Origin of the sequence: Arenibacter echinorum, from assembly GCF_003259375.1 — a bacterium.
Lineage (GTDB): Bacteria > Bacteroidota > Bacteroidia > Flavobacteriales > Flavobacteriaceae > Arenibacter > Arenibacter echinorum.
Window position 1 is genome coordinate 665,072 of sequence record NZ_QLLN01000001.1, and the last position, 19,103, is coordinate 684,174.

General features: G+C 37.6%; 16 protein-coding genes and 1 tRNA gene. 1 reads left to right on the plus strand and 16 read right to left on the minus strand.

Annotation, left to right across the window (positions count from 1 at the left end; translation table 11 throughout):
• Positions 1-58 precede the first annotated feature (58 nt).
• From LV92_RS02890 to LV92_RS02950, 13 genes are all read right to left on the minus strand, one after another.
• Complete coding sequence (locus tag LV92_RS02890) at positions 59-997, minus strand: hypothetical protein (protein WP_111622127.1); 939 nt, start codon at positions 995-997, stop codon at positions 59-61.
• Between the two features lie 12 nt (positions 998-1,009).
• A complete protein-coding gene (locus LV92_RS02895) occupies positions 1,010-1,732 on the minus strand; it encodes a hypothetical protein (RefSeq protein WP_111622128.1) in 723 nt (240 codons plus the stop codon).
• A gap of 12 nt (positions 1,733-1,744) precedes the next feature.
• The gene (locus LV92_RS02900; RefSeq protein WP_111622129.1) at positions 1,745-2,230 is read right to left on the minus strand and encodes a DUF3592 domain-containing protein; all 486 of its coding nucleotides are present in this window, start codon (positions 2,228-2,230) and stop codon (positions 1,745-1,747) included.
• A 20-nt stretch (positions 2,231-2,250) separates the two neighbouring features.
• Positions 2,251-2,877 (minus strand): hypothetical protein, encoded by a 627-nt coding sequence (locus tag LV92_RS02905; protein ID WP_111622130.1) that lies wholly within the window; start codon positions 2,875-2,877, stop codon positions 2,251-2,253.
• Between the two features lie 131 nt (positions 2,878-3,008).
• Positions 3,009-3,557 carry a hypothetical protein gene (locus LV92_RS02910; protein ID WP_111622131.1) on the minus strand — a complete coding sequence of 183 codons (549 nt, stop codon included), beginning with the start codon at positions 3,555-3,557 and terminating at the stop codon, positions 3,009-3,011.
• Between the two features lie 33 nt (positions 3,558-3,590).
• Positions 3,591-4,187 carry a hypothetical protein gene (locus LV92_RS02915; protein WP_146613499.1) on the minus strand — a complete coding sequence of 199 codons (597 nt, stop codon included), beginning with the start codon at positions 4,185-4,187 and terminating at the stop codon, positions 3,591-3,593.
• 12 nt (positions 4,188-4,199) lie between these two features.
• Positions 4,200-4,592, minus strand: a complete 393-nt coding sequence (locus LV92_RS02920) for a hypothetical protein (protein WP_146613500.1) — start codon at positions 4,590-4,592, stop codon at positions 4,200-4,202.
• A 130-nt stretch (positions 4,593-4,722) separates the two neighbouring features.
• Positions 4,723-6,789: a hypothetical protein gene (locus LV92_RS02925; protein ID WP_111622134.1), complete on the minus strand. Its 2,067-nt coding sequence runs from the start codon at positions 6,787-6,789 to the stop codon at positions 4,723-4,725.
• A gap of 13 nt (positions 6,790-6,802) precedes the next feature.
• On the minus strand, positions 6,803-7,669 hold the full coding sequence (locus tag LV92_RS02930; protein WP_146613501.1) for a hypothetical protein: 867 nt from the start codon (positions 7,667-7,669) through the stop codon (positions 6,803-6,805).
• 9 nt (positions 7,670-7,678) lie between these two features.
• Positions 7,679-8,023, minus strand: a complete 345-nt coding sequence (locus LV92_RS02935; RefSeq protein WP_111622136.1) for a DUF4870 domain-containing protein — start codon at positions 8,021-8,023, stop codon at positions 7,679-7,681.
• A gap of 17 nt (positions 8,024-8,040) precedes the next feature.
• Positions 8,041-8,388 carry a hypothetical protein gene (locus LV92_RS02940; protein ID WP_111622137.1) on the minus strand — a complete coding sequence of 116 codons (348 nt, stop codon included), beginning with the start codon at positions 8,386-8,388 and terminating at the stop codon, positions 8,041-8,043.
• A gap of 21 nt (positions 8,389-8,409) precedes the next feature.
• A complete protein-coding gene (locus tag LV92_RS02945; RefSeq protein ID WP_111622138.1) occupies positions 8,410-9,759 on the minus strand; it encodes an OmpA family protein in 1,350 nt (449 codons plus the stop codon).
• A gap of 139 nt (positions 9,760-9,898) precedes the next feature.
• Positions 9,899-13,852: a hybrid sensor histidine kinase/response regulator transcription factor gene (locus LV92_RS02950; protein ID WP_111622139.1), complete on the minus strand. Its 3,954-nt coding sequence runs from the start codon at positions 13,850-13,852 to the stop codon at positions 9,899-9,901.
• 336 nt (positions 13,853-14,188) lie between these two features.
• Between LV92_RS02950 and LV92_RS02955 the strand changes: the two genes are divergently transcribed.
• Positions 14,189-14,262: transfer RNA gene (locus LV92_RS02955), tRNA-Arg, on the plus strand.
• A 1,055-nt stretch (positions 14,263-15,317) separates the two neighbouring features.
• On the opposite strand, the gene pcaF is transcribed toward LV92_RS02955, so the two are convergent.
• The 3 genes from pcaF to LV92_RS02970 are packed head-to-tail and all read right to left on the minus strand — an operon-like array spanning position 15,318 to position 19,101.
• Complete coding sequence (gene pcaF / locus LV92_RS02960) at positions 15,318-16,550, minus strand: 3-oxoadipyl-CoA thiolase (protein WP_111622140.1); 1,233 nt, start codon at positions 16,548-16,550, stop codon at positions 15,318-15,320.
• 4 nt (positions 16,551-16,554) lie between these two features.
• Positions 16,555-17,901, minus strand: a complete 1,347-nt coding sequence (locus LV92_RS02965; RefSeq protein WP_111622141.1) for a 3-oxoacid CoA-transferase — start codon at positions 17,899-17,901, stop codon at positions 16,555-16,557.
• A 6-nt stretch (positions 17,902-17,907) separates the two neighbouring features.
• Positions 17,908-19,101 (minus strand): 4-hydroxybenzoate 3-monooxygenase, encoded by a 1,194-nt coding sequence (locus tag LV92_RS02970; protein ID WP_111622142.1) that lies wholly within the window; start codon positions 19,099-19,101, stop codon positions 17,908-17,910.
• Positions 19,102-19,103 lie beyond the last annotated feature (2 nt).

A 19,103-nucleotide genomic window follows, 5' to 3' on the forward strand; every position in this document is an offset into this window, starting at 1 on the left:
TAAATCCACTAGATCTTTTAGAGATTGTAATGGATTTTTGTGGACGCATGATATTCGGTCAATACTGTACCGATGATCTAAAGAAATAGGTAGCATCATTTGGTATGGAAGCAGTAGAGGTGTGCTCATGTTTTTTATATCTGGACCTGTCCTCTTCTGGGGCATTTGGAAATTCGTAGGTACCTATTACTTCGGTTTTTACTATATTCCAGCCAGGACTAAAATTAAGGTCATAAACAACATTGGTTTCCACCATTATTGGAGTTCCGGTATTGCTTAAATCCCCGCTCCAATTTTCATTGGCCTTTATGGCACAGGCTTCATCTACATATACCCAAGACAGGATATATCCCTCATCCCCAAAATATAGATCGCCCGGGGTTAATAGGTTTAGGGTTACTTTTGCAGAATTACCAATCGTTAAGATCCCGATCTGTTGCCCGTCTTGGTACACCAATAAATAAGAGTTTAGCTTAAAGCCAGCTTTTTCATTACTGTATTGATAGGAATCCGGATTATGGATATCAAAAAAATTATTGCTGTTTTTAAAGTTGTTCAAGGGTTGTAACACAGGAATTTTGTCTGTAGGATTCAATTCAATACTCCCATCTACCTTAATAGCCCCAACTTGCACATAATTTATTTTATCATTTCTGGAGTCATAGGCATAGTTGAAGACAAGTTCGGCTTCCCCCTTGTTCCAATTTTTCAATTTCTTGTCCTTATCACTGGCCCAGGTGTTTTTCCAATATTTATCTTCACTTTTTGCGGCCTTGGGTATAGTGCTTGTTTTTTGTTTGCTTTTTTCATCCGATTCCAGTTTTTTTTGTTGTTGATCTGCCTTTTGCAGTACTTCCTCAAGGTTAAGGCTCTCCATAATGCTATCCCGCATTTTCAATGCCTTATCTATCAGGTCTTGTTGCTCAGGTGTTTGGGCGAATGACTGGAACCCTATAAATAAAAGGAATATTGGCAAAATATGATATAGTGTTTTCATAGGTTCCCTTTCTTAAAAATATTTTCCGATCAACTTGGTATTGGGCATGGCCGATTGTGATGATGTTACCGTTATTTTACTTGGTTTTTTAATTTTGTCGAATACATTTTCTTCGTACATGCTGGGTATCTTCTGTTCGGCAACACTTTCAATTTTGTATTCAATAAAATTAAATCCGGCCTTTAACTTCAGATCATAGGCATATTGCGTTTCAACCGGATTGTTTTCTGTGTAAGTAACCGTGGAAGTACATGCTCCTTGATAATCAAAATCGGATTCCACATATAGCAATTCAAAATAGGACCCCAGCACAGCATCTATATCACCATAGGATTCCAACCATGGAACCAAATTTTCATCGGTAACCATAAACAACAATCCGGAATACGGATTTTCTTTTGTGCTTAAGGAAATATAACCTCCACCAGCTGCTTTAATATTTTTATCCTCTGCGAGTATATCATAACTATTATCACATTTGGAAAACAAGGTAAAGGCCGTGTCCGACATAAAATTCGCTTTTACATCATCAGTAATAAAATTTAGATCTGTTGGGAAATTTAAAGCTATTTCTCCAGAATCTGAGATAGTTCCTATGGTAAGCGGGTTGTCCATGCCGAAGGAAAACAACACCAGGTCCATAGCTTTCAATGGATAATTATCCACTATATGATTGGTTTGGGCCATGCCAGCTTGAAAGGCACAGGCTACTAAAAACAAAACTGATTTTTTCATAATAAATGTGTTTTACCGGTTAGAAAAATAATCTATGATCTCTATTATTATAGAAGGGTTGTAGAAGGACACGGCTCCCAATAAAAAAAGTAGGAACAGTAGTAGTAAGGCACCCATTACGCCATCTTTTCTTCCTGGCTCCAGGGTGGATATCCTAGGGTTTGACGGATTGTAAAAAACGGTAACCTGCTTCCCAAGAGTATATTTGGCAATTAATCCTGAAGCTTTCTTTTGTGAAAATTTCTTGAAGGAATTGGCAAAAAATGGCTCTTTTCCTGAATAGGTGGCGCCATTGAGTTCATAGGTATATAGAAAATCGATTATTTTGGATAGGGGGAAATCGAGTCCCTTCGTAACCACTCCATTAACTTTCGGCCATTGGAGTGATTGTTTTGCCCACCACCAACGGCGAAGGGCCAAAAATAAAAATGGCAGAAGTACCAATTGCAGAACAAGGCCTGCTATTTGAAACTGATTAAGGGATTCAAAGTATTCCATAACTTTAGGTATTATTCATTTTAATTTTTAAAACCACTCAAATTATCAATGCCCATGGCTTTCCAAAGTGCATCTGTGTCCATCCCCTTGCCTTCCAGGGTTACATAAAATCTATTGGCGTAAAGAAACCTAAGGTCGGATTGAAAATCTGCTTTTGTATCTGCATCCCGATCGGTACCAAAGGTTAAAATTCCGTTGCGCTCTACTTTGGAATATCTTATGGTATTGTTGCTTTCTGAAGTTATCTTGTTGAGGTGCAACATTTTCAAGGGTATTATGGCACCAACGGCCTTCTGCCCGGCGGCATCCAAAATTTCCATTCTAATAGTATCATCTCCAAAGCTGCCAGAAACAAGTTGGGTATCGGTAATTTCAGGTTCTATTTTGTTCTGCTCTGATGGATCTAAACTTAGGTTGCTCAATTTTTTTGGGAATGCCTCTATTAGTTGGGCATTGGTAAGAGGTGTTTTGGTGCCTAAATCTTCGCGTAGATTATCATATTTTTTATTGATATCGTCATTCTTTCCAATAACTTCATTTATTGCCCCATCCAAAATCTTGGATGCTGATGGGTCTGACGTTTTTGGGGTTTCTTTACATGAAACCAAAAGCAAGATAATTGGTATTAGTTTTAGTATATTTTTCATTTTTATATGATTACAAGATTTATTTTATTCGTTCTGCAATAATTAGTCGTGCCAAGGCAATGGTTTTTTGCAATTCAGGAATAGCATCAAATTACATCCAATTCAATATTTTTAACAACTATACATAACAACTACTGTTCTAGATTATAGAATTCTGCTAATTGGTTGTAGTTGTTTACATCTATACCGTTTTTTTCTAGGGAAGCAAGGATTTCGTTATTACTATTTTTAGAAGTAGCTGTATTATTTCCAGCAATGATTACCAATTTAATATCTAAATCATGTTGCTCAATGTAATTAGCGTTTATTATAATCTCATTCTGCGTTATGCTATAAACACTTATTCGATTATCATCCCCAAAGAAGGGCAATGAGTACCAAAAATTTGGATCAGTGAATAGATCTGGCTTATTGGATATACGAAAATACACTAGTACGGCTCCGTAGTCTAAAATTTCTTGGGTAATAGCATTAACATTAAATATATTATCACCAATAATAAGGGAAGTATTTTCTAGTAACACCGTAGTAACATTGGCATTACCGTCAATACCATTTTCGCCATTTTGCCCATCAGCTCCTGATGGTCCTACAGCCCCATCTTCTCCACTACATGAAATTAATAATATGATTACTAGTATTGGAAAGGCATAAATTAATGTATTCTTGAAGTTTTTCATGATTTTTATTTTGGTTCGATTTAATTAATTGAATTAATCTAATTTTTTAAGGTTTTCAAAGTCGATATAGGACCAAAGGTCAATAGCTTTATCTGGACCCTCCAAGCTTACCCTGAACCTGTTGTTGTAGATAAAAGAAATTTGGTTCCTACTGATTTTAGGCTGTAAAAAGGCAATGGTCTCGTAACCGTCACGTTCCAAATAAATGTATTCGGTTTCTACAGGTCCTTGTAGTCTAAGTTTATAGCTATTGAAAAAGTTTTTTACTATGGACTTGGACCCGGCACCATCTTCAATGGAAAAGTTGTACTGATTGTCTGCGGGGCCATAGCCCCCGGTAGCCATTTGCCCGCCCCCTGGGTAGGCATATTGATTTGCCATTTTGTGGCCATTTATCATTTTTGGCAAATAGGGTAGAAGTTGCTCGCTACTTAATGGTGTGGTGCTCTTTAAGGCTTTCCAAACATCTTTGTTGCTAGGTTCTTGTTCTTTTATATTCTCTTTAGCCTTGGCCATTTCTACTACAGAAGTAGCGGGTTGACCTAAATCGTCCTTGTTTTCTGCTTTTGGGCCATCTTGACAAGCGCCTAAAAATAGAGCGATCAATAAATAAATTACATTGGTTTTCATGGGCATAGTTGATTATTGTATTAATTTGAAATGTTCTTCCAATACTTTATTGGGTCTTTTGTCCCTGTATATGTATGTTGCCTTAATATATGCCGAGGGGTCGGCATTGTTTTGGCCATAGGGAATGGTATATGATATTTCGAAAGTTCTATTGGCTATACCGTCGTTGTTGTAAACGGTCATTTTAAATGTAGAACGGCCATTACCACTCTCAATGCTTTTAGGTACTTCGTTCCAATGTAACCAAGGCTTGGTGTTTTCTCCTATTTTGGCGAATAGGGTTGTGTTGTCAGTATTGATCTCGATTTTAGGAAAACTCCCGTTAGCGTCAAGGTTGGAAAAATTCATTTGCCCGTTCATGTTCCTTGAAAAAAGTAAGACCGCCAATAGTAGTATAAATTGCATTTGCATGATTTTGTATTTATTGGTTCTTAATAATACTTTTTGCTTTTTCATTTAGTCAGCAGACCTTTCGGCTCTGGGGTGAATACGGGTGTCAGCACTGCCTATTATATATTATTTTTTAAGGTGTCAATTATTGAAATGAAGGCATTGAGAATATTTGTGCATTGGGGATTGTTATCTCTTGTTCTTCATAATAATAGCGTATGCTGGAAGGTAGCTCCACCAACGATTCCAATCTTTTTTTGTCGTCAAATGTTATGGTAACCCGCCCGTCGGCAATGAACACAGTTTTTTCAGAACCAATACCGCCACTTATTTTTTTAGCCCTTGGTTCATTTTCCAATTTGGCAATGGTAATGTCACCAGCGAATGCCGCTATTTTATGCATTACGGATCCTTTGGTAGGTTCCAAGGCCAGAAAATCCATATTCATTGGTACAACATTGGCAATCATAGCGGCCATTTGGCCCATCTTGGTTTTTATCCAGCCCTGTCCTGGGACATTCATGTAAATAAATCCTTCCTCGTCCGAATAAATGGTAGCGTTTTCTGCAGGGTGGGTCATTTTAAGTGCGTAGTTATCTGCATCAAAAAACATATTGATGGTCCCGTCCGGCCCCTTCATGACAATTCGCATATCCGAACTACCCGTTGATACATTGATCATTTGATAGCCGTAATTTTCCTCGCTAAAATGAAAAAGGGCTTCCAGTTTTACCGAACTATTTTTTTTAAGGTCTTTCTTTAGATTTACGCCTTTAAAGGTGACCAAGGTTGTTTTTTCATTTTTGCCCCCCTTTACTTCTATATCATCGTTAGGGTCGGTATCGGGAACAAAGGGAATATGGTCCAATACTGCATTGCCATCTACTTTTAACGAGAACGTCATGCCTTTGTCTTCCATTTCTTGTACGGTGTATCCCAAAAATTCTAAAGTAAAACTGGCCTCTTCGGGTTCATCGTCTTCAAGGATACCCTCAAAAGGGTAGACAACACCTTCCTGCAATTCTTTCTTTGTTTTCTCATCCATAAAACTGATAGGTTCTATAATGTGCATGGCATTGCCTTGGGTAGTCATACGGAGATAGGTTGTTGTCTTTATGGTGTCTTGTTTACCTATAGGACCTTCTAAATAAAAGGAAGGTAAATTGTTTTTAAGTGAGTCTGGAGTGTTTTTAAAAGCAGTAGGTGCATTTTCTCCATACAATAACATTCTATCATAGAAAGCACCAAAAGCTCTTGAAGCGTCATCTGAATAAATAATATTTTGCCAATAAAATAGCTGACCGTTTTGTATTATGTTGTTAAATGTATTCTCAACATCTCCGTGTTGGCCTAATTCACAGGCACTAAAAATAAAAAGTTTGTTATTTATATCAGGGTAAGTAATCGAGAAAAATTCTGGTCTTAAATATATGTCTTCTTTACCTAATCCAATCCCTGTAACGTTTTTTGAGCTAAGCTGATTTTTAAGATTTTTTAATTCTGAGCTTTTAAATTTTATTCCTGTTGAAATAAATGTATAACATGTATTACTTTTTTCTGAATTCTCTACTACCTGACATGTTTTAGAACCATGAGAACTTAAAAACACCATGTCAAAATCATTAAAAGATAAGTAATCATCTATGGTTATGGTTTGGGAAGCTTCAGTTTCATTCGATTTGTAATTAACATTGCCTTTGTAATTTCTATGATTTTTAAGTTTTGAATATGGAACTTTTGCATCATCATCACTTTTAAAATACCATAGATAAGGAGCTAACACAAATGCCTTTTTGTTTTGCCTATTTTCCCCATGTTGTGCGCCCACAACATTGCTTGCGTTTTCCTCTATCTGCTTATTGTTGAGTATCGTCATTGAAGGAATGGCAGCACTGGCTGTGCCACCTTTGGTTAATGATGAAAATTCTTTAAGTCTAATCAACATAGTTGGCCCATTTTTAAGCCTAAAACTCAACAATTCGTCCCCTACACCAATTTCTTGCAGTTCTGGAATTTGCCTAAGTTCCTTTACCATTTCCGTTACCGGCTTTAGTTGTATGGTATCTAAAATAGCAAAGCCTTTTAGGAAAACAGAATCCGGCATTTTGGAGAAATCTTCCAAAACTTCATTAATTGCGCTGGCCTTATCTTTTTTGCTTTCATTGCATGAAAACAAAACCAGCAATAAAGAAAATAAGTAAAGGAGGCGCATAGTTTCTGGATTTTCAGTTATAATTAACCATATTTGGTAATAATGAGGATACTCTATGACCTTTTATGGACACTACTTTTTTGGTTAAGGGAATATTCATTTTTTTCTGTTCAGGTGTAAAATCGTAGATTAAAACGCCTGAGAAATCATAACCAGGTGTTGCGTTGACTATATAGGAATACGAAATTTTAATTTGCCCTGATTTACCCTCACTATCTTTAAAATGACCTTCAAATTCTTTACGATTACTATCTGTTACTTTACCTGTGATGTCTCCATTCGTAAATTTGTTGTTTACCTGAAAGCGGTATTTTCCTAGTACATTGGCAATATTTTTTTGATTAATCTTTAGTTTGCCCAATACATCTGTTTCCCATGTTCCGGTCCAAGGTTTAATTGGGGCAGGTTTATCTTTGTTTGCAAAATCTTTTAAGACCTGTTCTCTTTTGTCTAATTCATCTTTTGCCGCTTGTTCTTCAATTATATTTCCATACAAAGAACTAGGTCTTGTCCCGTTCCAATTATCAGGTTGCCAGTCATCTTTACCTTCAGGCTTATATTCGCCTTCAAATGATTTTTTCCCGGCATGCATAATGAATGTAAATAGCCCCATTTTTCCCATCCCCGTTCTGTCAAAACTATTTACAGTCCTTGTATAGGTGCCGGTTAAATTGCCATTCTCATATTTGCCGTCCAGTTTTCCATTCGGAAAAGTCCCCGTATAAATATCTCCCGACTTTGTAATAATCAACTCTCCTAAAGAGTTTCCTAAAAGTGTTGTGTTCCATTTTCCGGTCCAATCATTGCTTTGTGCTAGTGTAGAAAATGATAATAGGAATAGAATTCCCACTACTGTAAAGGACATTATTGATTTTTTCATGATATGCATTTATATATTCTTGAACCATTCTATAAATTTCACCCCTAAGAAGGGTACAGGACTTTCTTTGCCATTAAAGGCGTTGATTAATCCCATGATCCACATATAGAGGAGAACAAAAATGCCAAGGATATTTATGATCCATCCCAATATGGGAATCATTCCTATGGCTCCTAATGCAAGACCCGTACAGGCCAAGCCCAGGGATTGTTTAATATGGTAAGAAGCAAAGGCATCCTTTTTGTCATTGTTCATTACAAAGGCTATAATAAGGCCAATGATGGTGATATAGGCTATAATGGCAATGTTCTTGCCTTCGCCTGCCACAGCTGTTTTGTTATCTGTTGTTTCCATTTTAGTAGTTTTTAGAATTATTCGTCACAAGCAGTGTTGTTGATCTCTGCTTTCAAGTTTTTTATGTCATTATTAAATTCTGATTTATTTACGGTCGGGACACAGCTTAAAATTCCCTCTAGGGATTTTACATAGTTCAGACCTTCCGTTTTCAGTTTATTACAATTGGTAACGGATGGGTCATTGCTGTAAGCCGCTGAAGCATCGGAATACGCTTGGGCTTGGGAAAGGTATTTTTCCGACCAATTGTTACAGCCAACTGGGCTTAAGCCATCATCTTTACTGCAACTTACAAACCCGGATAGTACTACTAAGCTGCTGGCGATGAACATTATTCTAACTTGACTTTTCTTTGATTTTTTCATGATTATTTGGATTGGATTATTTTAATTGATTTTTATAAACTCTACTCTTCTATTATTGGCCCTGCCTTTTTCTGTGGTATTGTCATCTACAGCTTCTGTTTCACCCTTGCCTATAAATTGCAATCGGGCTTCACCTATTTCAAACTCTTCAATTAGAATTTGCTTTACAGCTGCAGCTCTGCTCTCGGAAAGTGTCTGGTTGTAATTATCTTCACCTTGATTATCGGTATGTCCTATTATTTGTAGGTTGATATCGTTGTTATCGCGAAGCATATTGGCGATGTCCAATAATATGCCGTAAGACTCCTTCTTTACTGTGGATGCAGCGGTATCGAAGTAGATGCCTGTAGTACTGAATTTCCCATTTTTCAGCAATAGTGAACGTAAGTCTTCGGTAGACTCAGCAATTTTGAAATTGGAGATGCCTACAAAATGGCCTTTTTCAGGCAATATGTCACTCGTTTCTATAATAAAATATTTGCCTATGTTTGCCTGTAATAAATTAGGGGAATCCACCATTTTTTCCTCGTTCACCCACATTCGTAGTCTTTTTTTATTTACGGCAATGGAAATATGAACCGTACCATTTAAAAAGTCGGGCATTTCTCTATTAATAAAACTTCCTACCTTTACTTCAACTTCACCACCAAAATTCGATACGTTTCTAACATTAAAACCATTGTTTGAGAGCAAAATTTCAACATTGGCTGTTGAACCGCCAGCTCCCATGCCATATGCCTTATTCGTTAAAAATGCAAAGAATATTTTGCTGCTTGGCTTTCCAGTACCGTACCCGTTATTGGATAAATCAAATTCTATGGTATAGTTTTCGGGTAGTTTATCCTTCATGCTGGGCATGTATCCCGACCGTCTAATAATGGAGAGCCACTTGCTTTGGGAAACATTTGTATTAACAATTTCTCCAGAGCCTCCAGTTTCCCAATTTGCAGGGAAATCGCCTATGGCATCAGCTGCAAAATCATCATAAAACAAAAGCTTGTTTCCGGGTATAAAGGTGAAATTACTATACACCCCAAATTCATTTTGTTTTGTTACATTGGTACTGGATCCTGCTTTTTTTTGTGTTTGTCCATCATCGCCTTCAACAGAGGCATCGTCATCATTTTGTGTCTTCTGGGACTTGGACTTCTTTTGCTGCTTTGTACCTTTATTACCATCTAAAATGGTGTCCATAACTTTTTCCGTTTCGCGGTTCACTTTTTGTTCGGATTTTCTTAAGACTGCTTCTTCCGCTGCATTCTCCACTCTGTTCCCTAATCTTTTCAAGAATTGGGCATGGCATATTCCAGTGCCTAAACAAAAAAGAAATATAAAGATGGTCAGCCTGGCACATAACATTGTTGTTTTCATTTCATACTATATTTAGAAGATTAAAACTTGATTCTTTTTTGTTAAATCAAATTTCAGTTATATGTATGAAGAACAGTGAGTTAATTGTAACATAAGATAGTACAGATGTAACTCTTTTTTAGGCTATAACCCTTTGGATTTAGGAGGTAGGAGTTTTTCCGAAGGTTTTTTTATAGCATTTTATAAAATATGATGGACTATTAAATCCGGTGGTATAAGCCACTTCCGCTACGGTTATTCCTGGCTTTTCTAAAAGTTTCTGTGCTTGCTTTAATCTTTCCAAACGTATAAATGCGGTAGTGCTGTGACCGGTTAGGGCGATTAATTTTCTATGTAACTGCATTCGGCTCATTCCGAGAAGTTGGCTGAACTTTTCAGCGGAAAATTCAGTATCCTGTATATAGTTATTCAGGATATCTTCAACCTTTAGTAGGAATTTCTCATCGGTTGAGGTAAAGGCAATGTCCTTGGGCTTAAAAACATTCTCTTTATTGTAATGTGCCCTAAGTTTTTTTCTAGTTGTTAAAATGTTTTCTATTCTTATTTGAAAGGTCTTTGGGTTAAATGGCTTTATCATATATTCTTCTACACCACTTTGCAAGCCTGCAATTTCGTTTTCCGGATCGGTTTTTCCGGTTAGCATTATGATCGGGATATGGGAAGTTTTTTCATCATTCTTTAATTGGCTACAAAGTTCTATCCCATTAAGTTTGGGCATCATAAGATCCGTGATTATGAGATCCGGAATTTTTTTGAGGGCAGTTTGCACCCCTTCCTCTCCATTTTTGGCAGTAATGATCTTGTATTCATCCTCCAAAAGGGAAGACATAAAATTTAAAAGGGATACATTGTCTTCCACCAATAATATTAGAGGCTGGACTTCACTGGATTTTTTGGTGATGGTTCCTGGGCCATTTGTTGGAGTAACTACTTCTTCGGGAATTTCATCATCATCATTGATTAGATGGACGGGAATTTCTAAATTGAAGAATATTTTTTTATGATCATTGGAGTATGAAGCGTTGACGGTTCCTTTAAGGTGTTCCACCAATTCCTTGACCAAGGATAGTCCAATTCCTGTGCCTTCATTGGTTTGACTGGCCTGGAAGAATCTTTCAAATAGTTTATTGGTATCTTTTTCAATAATATTATCTATATCGTTGGATATGTTTATTATTAAATGATCGGTTTGAGCTACCTCGGCCCTAAAGTCTATAGTACCACCCTCAGAGGTATACTTAATGGCATTGCTCAAAAGATTACCAACAATCTTTTCCATAATATCAGGGTCAAATAGGGTCATGGACATAGGACCCACCTTGTGCGAAAAAACTAGATTGTGGTTTTTAGCTAGATATTCAAAGGGTTCCAATAACGACAGGATAAAGCCTCCCAAATGTATTTCTTCTGGATTAAGTTTAAGGGAACCGGTATCCAATTTGTTCAATTCCATCATTTGATTCACTAAATCCAGAAGCCTTTTGGTATTTTTATCTACCAGCATCAGGTCCTTTTTTAAATCGGGCTTTAGATCGTTTTCCAGCTGTTTTTTAATGGGCCCGTTAATTAAGGTCAAAGGTGTCCTAAACTCATGGGAAATATTGGAGTATAATTTTGCTTTAAAATCGTTTAATTCCTTAAATCTAATGGTTTCTTGGCGTTCAAATTTTAATTGCATTTGCATATTCCACCTCCATTTGAAATATCGGTATATTAAATAGATAGTAGTAAAAAATAGCGATAGGTAAATTAGAATTGCACTATTGGTCAAGTACCAGGGTTTATTAATTATAAAGCTATAGGAATCCTCCTTATTGTTCCAGACCCCATCGTAATTACTGGATATAACCTTAAAAGTGTAGTTGCCCGGGGGTAAATTGGTATATCTAGCACTATTCTCGTTACCGGACAAGGTCCAATCGGCATCGTAACCCTCAAGTTTAAATTGATATTGATTTTTAATGGGAAGAGAGTATTGTAAACTGGCAAATGAAAAAGCAACGGTGTTTTCCTTAGATTTGAGCTTTGCATTGGGAATTAGCGGTTTTGGAGTGTTAAAAACTTCAAACTTGGTGATTACCGTTTTTGGAAGTACGGTACTTATTTCAATGTCCGAAGGGTTAAACCAATAATAACCTTCCAACCCTCCAAAATACAAGTTGCCATTTCTCGCCTTAAAATAGGCCCCGGTATTAAATTCTGTGGCAAGTCCGTCATAATTGGTGTAATTGACAATTTTAGAGGTCGAATCCAGTTTTTCGGGGACGTAAAATTTGGTGATGCCCCTATTGGAACTTAACCATAAATTATTTTGTTCATCAGGCAAAACGGCATAAATCACGTCATTGGCCAACCCTTCTTTTACGGTGTAGTTATAGAATTGCTCATTTACTATATCAAAGGCACACAGGCCATTGCCGTTGGTGCCGATCCATAAGATTCCCTTATTGTCGTAGTACAGGGATTTTATCTGGTTACTGGCCAAGGAATTTGCATTTCCGGGCTCATGTCTATACACTTTAATTTCATTGGTTTTAAGGTTTATCTTGCAAATACCATCGTCCTGGGTACCTACCCATATAAATTGACCGGCTTCCTGGGCAATTGCCCTGATATTGTTGGAAGGAAGTCCGTTGGCGGAATCGTTTTTGTTAAACGTTCTTAGGATACCCTTGTTTTTATTTACCTTAAAAAGTCCACTCTCCCTGGTACCTATCCATTTATCGTCATCGGTGTCATTCTGTATGCACCAAACGGTAACATTTTCAAGATTTTTGAGCTTTGGATATTCAATTATATTCTCCTTTACATCCATAATATGTAGTCCGCCCTCTTGGGTGCCAATCCATAGATCTCCATCATTATCGCTGAGCAAGCTCATAATTCTATTGGATCTAATCCCTTTTTTATTATCGGTCTGATAGTTGTGCCATATATTTTTTTTGGGGGAGAACCTGGACAGACCTTTGCCACTTGTTCCTATCCAAACATTATTTTGCGCATCCAAGGTTATGGATCGTACTACATCAATATTTATATTCTCCGGTGTTTGAAAGTTGATTACGGAGTTGAATTTTTCCAAGAGGGGGTCATAATAATTTAGCCCTGCACCATCGGTTCCAAACCAAATAGTACCTGTATAGTCCTCGTAAATACTTAGGATATCTTTGTACTGAATGGTTTTGGGATTGTGTTTTTCAGGTAAATATTGGTTTAATTGACTTTGTGCAATATCAATTTTAAAAAGTCCATCGCCATAGGTCCCAATCCACAACTGATTTTTAGTGTCCAGTAACATGCTGAGCACATAAATGGAATTAAGGCTACTTTTTAAATCTTCAATAAAAATATCCGGGCGCTTAAACAAGCTGGCCTTGGGTTCCCTGTACCAAACACCTTCCCCAAATGTCCCGACCCATTGATTGTTTTCATGGTCAAAAAGAATAAAGCTATAATTGGAAATGGAATTTTTATTGCCATCGGGATAATGGTAGTTTATTTTTTCCGGTTGTTGAGGATCTATTTGTATTATATATTTTTCGCAACTAAGCCAAAGATTGCCAGAGGGGTCTTGGGTGATGGCGTTTATGCCACTTACTTTATCCGGGCCAATTATATGCTCTATTTTTTTGGTTTGGAATGATAATTTATAGAGACCCGTTGAAAAACTTCCGAACCAAAGGTTTTTTTGTTGGTCTTCAAAAATGGTACTGGCATCTACTATTTCGTTTAGGGGTTCAAAAGTGTTGTTGTTCTTATTTAATTTGTGAGGTATTTGCGATATGGGAATAATCCATAGTTCATCGTTGCTATCAACAAAAACCTTTCCTAGTTTGCTGTATGTGGGATTGGTAATATCCTTGAAGTACTGCTTGTACTTTTCAAAACTTCGGCCATCATATTTGTTTAAACCGTCCTGGGTTGCAATCCATAAAAATCCTGTACGGTCTTGGGTTATTGAAATTGCTGAATTTTGCGACAATCCGTCTTTTACAGATAAGGGACGAAAGGTTACCTGTTTTTGGGATTGAACAGAAAGACAAGAAATAAGTAAGATGTAGTTTACAAAAAACCGTATGTAATTTGGCTTCATATGATGCTTACGTTATTTCTAGGGATAATTTTATCATCCAATTTTAAATTAACTGTTAACTTATGAATAAAAATTATTAAAATCTACTTAAGTAATTAAAATATGTAATTACATCATTCACTTTATTGGAAAAATAATAATGTCTAAGTAATAAATGGGTTAGCATTGATAAGTAAAAGCATAAAGTTGTGGTCAGGTAAGAATTTGGGGATAAATATCCGTTGGATTTAGGGTTATAATGGACAGGTTTTTTTTTTATGAATTAAGTTGCGCAGTAATTAATGATAATTGTATATTTGCAGCCGCTAAAGACAGAACTTGTCATAACTAGTGAATGGTGGCATAGCTCAGCTGGATAGAGCACCTGCCTTCTAAGCAGGCGGTCCTAGGTTCGAATCCTAGTGCCATCACTTAAAAATCAAGACCTTAGAGATTTATTTCTTTAAGGTTTTTTTATTTGCACTCAATTTGCACTCAATATTTGGTCTTATATTGGTTTATATGGTTTGATTTGCAGAATTGTATTCCAATATTACTAGTATAATTATCAATTTTAATTTGAAATAAGAACTTTAGTCATGTACTTGGGATTAATTTCCATTGAAACTAACTAACTGCTTCGATTTATTAATCTTATTCATTTCAGATTTTATAATCTTTCTGTAACGCAGCGGGTTCGAGTCCCGTCCGCATAGTAAATTAAGGCGTTCAAGAGGATTGAACGCCTTTTTATTCTAAAGGGGTAAATACCCCGAGGCTCGCCTCGCACGAAAAAAAGCAGTAATCTTGAGCGTGAGCTCAAGCACCCATATGCATAAGAGCCACAACGAGTTTCTTTGTTACTCTAACATTTGGGTTGTTTTGCAAAATACAATAATGCCCCGTGGGCTTGCCCCGGGGATTATTTACTTTGCAAAAACGCTCGCTTTAGGCTCGTTTTTATTCGATATTGTCGAATTATACACAAAACTATTACAGTTCTCAGAAGTTGCTCAATATCATTGTTTTATGAATATGCTGAATTGAAATGTATATGGTTTTGAAAATCAAAAAGCAGTGGTTCATTAATTCTAATACCGTCCTTGTAAAAAATCAAAAAATGTCTCACTTTTGTATTTTGACGTACCTGTATTACTATATTATAACACATAATATCCTCTAGGTTTCTTTTATTTGGCAACAAAAACGGAAATGAATATTTTACAGTAATTTATTTGTAAATGTGTTTAAGTGAAGGTTGGGCCTCATAATATTAATATAACCTTAAATAGTACTTCCTAGCCTGGAAATCACAGTGTCCCAATCCCCTTTAAAATTCCATAGAATGAAACCATTCCTCTTGATTTTAATAAACTCTTATCTTTGTCTTCAGTTAGACATTGTGAATTTGGAAACCAACTGTTAGGGTGTACAGTATTAACAATATACAAACTTGTAAGCCTTTACTACCTATACCTATTTAATCCTATTTTCTTTTTAGTTGGCTCAATTGTTCCATATTTTCAATAATTGTCGCATAGCCCATTCCAACCCCCACACACATAGTTGCCAAAGCAAACCGGCCATTGGAGCGCACCAACTGGTTCATGGCCGCGTGTATGATCCTAGTGCCGGACATGCCTAAAGGGTGCCCAAGAGCAATTGCACCTCCATTGGGATTAATTCTTGGATCGTTATCTTCCAAACCTAGCTGTCTGGTACAGGCCAATGCTTGGGCGGAAAAGGCTTCATTAAACTCCATAACATCCATGTCCGATAGTTGAAGTCCGGCCTTTTGTAAAGCCTTTTTGGTGGCTTCCACTGGACCAATACCCATTATTTTTGGTTCTACACCTACTACAGCCGAAGCTACTATTCTAGCTTTAGGAGTGAGATTATATTTTTTCAAGGCATCTTCTGAAACGACTAGCATGGCTGCCGCACCGTCATTCAATCCTGATGCATTCCCTGCTGTTACCGTTCCATCTTTTTTGAAGACAGTTCTTAAGGTGGCTAGTTTTTCTAAGGTTGTACTCGGTCTTATAAATTCATCTTGACTCACGATAATGGGGTCTCCCTTTCGCTGTGGTATTTCCACGTTGCAAATTTCTTCAGACAGAATTCCTTTTTGTTGTGCCTTAGTAGCTTTCATTTGAGAATTATAGGCGAACAAATCTTGGTCTTCCCTACTAATATTAAATAGTTCAGCTAAGTTCTCTGCCGTGATGCCCATCGCATCGGTACCATACATTTCATGCAGTTTCTTGTTGACAAAACGCCAACCGAAACTAGAATCTTCCATTTTGGAATCGTTCCCAAATGCTATGGATGACTTTGAAATCACCAAAGGACCTCTAGACATATGTTCCATACCGCCGGCAATAAAAACATCACCGTCACCAGCTTTAATTGCTCTATTCGCCTGCACTACGGTTGACATCCCTGAAGAACATAACCTATTAACGGTTTCACCAGGAACTGTATAAGGCAAACCTGCTAAGAGCAAAGCCATTCTAGCCACATTTCTGTTGTCTTCTCCTGCTTGATTATGACATCCAAGAATCACATCATCAATTACATCTTTTGGTAAATCAGGATATTTTTCCAATAAAGCTTTGATGGGTATTGCTGCCAAATCATCCGCTCTTACTTGTGCCAAAGCGCCTCTAAAACTTCCAATGGGTGTTCGTATGGCGTCAACTATATATGCTTCATTCATTTTCTTAGGATAACTGTTCTACAAATTTTGCTGCTGTCTTTTCACGGACTTCTTCCAAGCTACTGCCTGGTAAAATTTCAATCAAGGTTAATTTTCCTTCTATAAATTTAAATACCGCTAATTCTGTAATCAACATATCTACACAATTAAAATCGGTAATGGGCAAACTGCATTTTTCCACAACTTTAGAGGCGCCTTCCCTATCGGTATGACCTAAGGTAATGATTAATTTTTTCGCTCCGGACGCCAAATCCATCGCACCCCCTACTCCTAAAAGGGGCTTACCCGGCACGGCCCAGTTGGCCAGGTTTCCTTGGGCGTCCACTTCCAGACCCCCCATAATGGCCACATCAATATGCCCGCCACGAATCATGGCAAAACTATCGGCGCTATCAAAATAACTGCTTCCAGGCAACGCCGTAACGGGCACTTTACCTGCATTTACAGGATAATACATAGCGCCGCCACCATCTTTTGGTTCGGGGCCTACACCTAGCATTCCGTTTTCGGTATGAAGAATTATTCCGTCTTCTGGTTTTATCAAGTCAGCTACTAAAGTTGGGATGCCAATTCCAAGATTCACCACATCGCCTTTTTCTAATTCCGCAAACGCACGTTTGGCCATATTCATCCGTTTTTTATCAATTACTTTTGACGAACCTACGGATGCTGATGAACCCAAATCTTCTTCCGTTAGTTTTCGCTCCACCAAATAGTCCACAAAACAACCTGGAGTATGAATTTCGTTAGGGTCAATATCCCCGTTAGGAACAATTTCTTGCACTTCGGCAATTACAATATCAGCAGCTGTTGCCATTGCTCTATTGAAATTTTGTTCCGTCATGCGGTATTGCAGATTTCCTGCCGTATCTGCTTTCCATGCTCTTATGATGGCTACATTTCCTCTAATACCTTCTATAAAAACTTGCTCTTTTCCATTAAGCATTTTGGTTTCTCGTCCTTCAGCGATTAAGGTTCCTGCTGATGTGGGCGTATAAAATCCGCCAATACCTGCACCACCTGCCCGTATAGCTTCTGCCAATGTGCCTTGAGGCAATAATTCATATTCCACACGACCTTCTTGTGCCGCTAAAACGGCTTCTCTGTTCGAAGTGAAAAAAGAACCGATCATTTTCTTTAATTGTCCATTGTTCAACAAGCGACCACCGCCCATATTGGGTTCGCCTACATTGTTCGCGATAAAAGTGAGGTCTTTTGTTTTGGTCTTTGCCAATTCATGAATGATATTCACGGGGTTACCCGTCATACCAAAGCCACCCCCTAAAATGATGTCGCCATCTTTTACTAAACTTGCTGCTTTTTCAGCACTTATTATTGGAACTGTTTTCATTGGTTTTTAATTTTTAAACGATTCAAACGGTAGCCCTACATAGTTTTCTGCAATGGTAGTTCTGTATGCCTTCGACACTTTTAAATAATCAACTTTTGCTTTTTGTAAGCGATAGGTAAATGATCCATGAGCGTCTTGTTTGTGAAATAATTTGGTCATGAAATTAGAGAAGTCCTGCGCTCTCCATATTCTACGAAGGGCATCATTGGTATAGGTGTCGAGTAACTTTTCAGAATTCGTTTTATAATAGGCCACAAAGGCGTCAACCATATGTTTTACATCGGCAATTGCCAAGTTCATTCCTTTACCACCTGTTGGTGGAACTATATGAGCCGCATCGCCAGCCAATAATAATCTGCCACTTCGTAAACTATCAATCATATGGCTACGCATTGGGGTAATGCTTTTTTCAAAAATAGGACCTTTTTCCAAGTCAAATCCAGGGGCCGCAAGACGTTGGGAAAGTTCGCTCCAAATACGGTCGTCTGACCAATTATCTACCGATTCATCATTGTCTACCTGAACATACAATCTACTTACGGTTTCTGAACGTAAACTATGTAATGCAAAACCATTCTCGTGATATGCATATATTAATTCATCTGTTGAAGGTGCTACATTTGCCAATATTCCCAACCAGCTGAACGGATAAGTAATATCATAGGAATGGAAACTTTTCTTTGGCAAGGTCTTTCTTCCAATGCCATGAAAACCGTCACAGGCCGCCACAAAATCGCATTCTAGAATTCCTTCTTCGTCATCTTTTTCAAAATGTATTTTAGGGCGCTTCGTATCAAAATCTACTATTTTGGTCGCCATGGTTTCAAAGTGCAGTTCTCCGCCCTCTTGCAACCAAGCATCCGTAAGGTCTTTGGTAATTTCCTGCTGACCGTAAATAGTTATGGTTCTGCCGCCGGTTAATTCGCCAAAAGGGATATGAACACGTTCCTCATCAAAGCTAAGGTATACGCCATCATGAACAATGCCTTCTTTTTTCATTCGGGCATCAAGACCCAATTCCTTCAAGATATCTTTGGTGTTCTGTTCTACCAACCCGGCACGAACCCTACCTTCAACATATTCCCGTGAACGCAGTTCTATGACTACGGCATCTATATCGTGTTTTTTCAACCAATTTGCCAAGACCATCCCAGAAGGTCCGGCACCTATAATTCCTACTTGTGTTTTGATATTTATCATCC

Excerpts from the sequence above, each read along its gene's own strand:
- LV92_RS02925 (WP_111622134.1), bottom strand. The coding sequence starts at position 6,789 with ATGCGCCTCCTTTACTTATTTTCTTTATTGCTGGTTTTGTTTTCATGC.
- LV92_RS02920 (WP_146613500.1), bottom strand. The coding sequence starts at position 4,592 with ATGCAATTTATACTACTATTGGCGGTCTTACTTTTTTCAAGGAACATG.
- LV92_RS02935 (WP_111622136.1), bottom strand. The coding sequence starts at position 8,023 with ATGGAAACAACAGATAACAAAACAGCTGTGGCAGGCGAAGGCAAGAAC.
- LV92_RS02910 (WP_111622131.1), bottom strand. The coding sequence starts at position 3,557 with ATGAAAAACTTCAAGAATACATTAATTTATGCCTTTCCAATACTAGTA.
- LV92_RS02930 (WP_146613501.1), bottom strand. The coding sequence starts at position 7,669 with ATGAAAAAATCAATAATGTCCTTTACAGTAGTGGGAATTCTATTCCTA.
- LV92_RS02915 (WP_146613499.1), bottom strand. The coding sequence starts at position 4,187 with ATGAAAACCAATGTAATTTATTTATTGATCGCTCTATTTTTAGGCGCT.
- LV92_RS02970 (WP_111622142.1), bottom strand. The coding sequence starts at position 19,101 with ATGATAAATATCAAAACACAAGTAGGAATTATAGGTGCCGGACCTTCT.
- LV92_RS02940 (WP_111622137.1), bottom strand. The coding sequence starts at position 8,388 with ATGAAAAAATCAAAGAAAAGTCAAGTTAGAATAATGTTCATCGCCAGC.
- LV92_RS02945 (WP_111622138.1), bottom strand. The coding sequence starts at position 9,759 with ATGAAAACAACAATGTTATGTGCCAGGCTGACCATCTTTATATTTCTT.
- LV92_RS02950 (WP_111622139.1), bottom strand. The coding sequence starts at position 13,852 with ATGAAGCCAAATTACATACGGTTTTTTGTAAACTACATCTTACTTATT.
- LV92_RS02895 (WP_111622128.1), bottom strand. The coding sequence starts at position 1,732 with ATGAAAAAATCAGTTTTGTTTTTAGTAGCCTGTGCCTTTCAAGCTGGC.
- LV92_RS02890 (WP_111622127.1), bottom strand. The coding sequence starts at position 997 with ATGAAAACACTATATCATATTTTGCCAATATTCCTTTTATTTATAGGG.
- LV92_RS02905 (WP_111622130.1), bottom strand. The coding sequence starts at position 2,877 with ATGAAAAATATACTAAAACTAATACCAATTATCTTGCTTTTGGTTTCA.
- LV92_RS02965 (WP_111622141.1), bottom strand. The coding sequence starts at position 17,901 with ATGAAAACAGTTCCAATAATAAGTGCTGAAAAAGCAGCAAGTTTAGTA.
- LV92_RS02900 (WP_111622129.1), bottom strand. The coding sequence starts at position 2,230 with ATGGAATACTTTGAATCCCTTAATCAGTTTCAAATAGCAGGCCTTGTT.
- pcaF (WP_111622140.1), bottom strand. The coding sequence starts at position 16,550 with ATGAATGAAGCATATATAGTTGACGCCATACGAACACCCATTGGAAGT.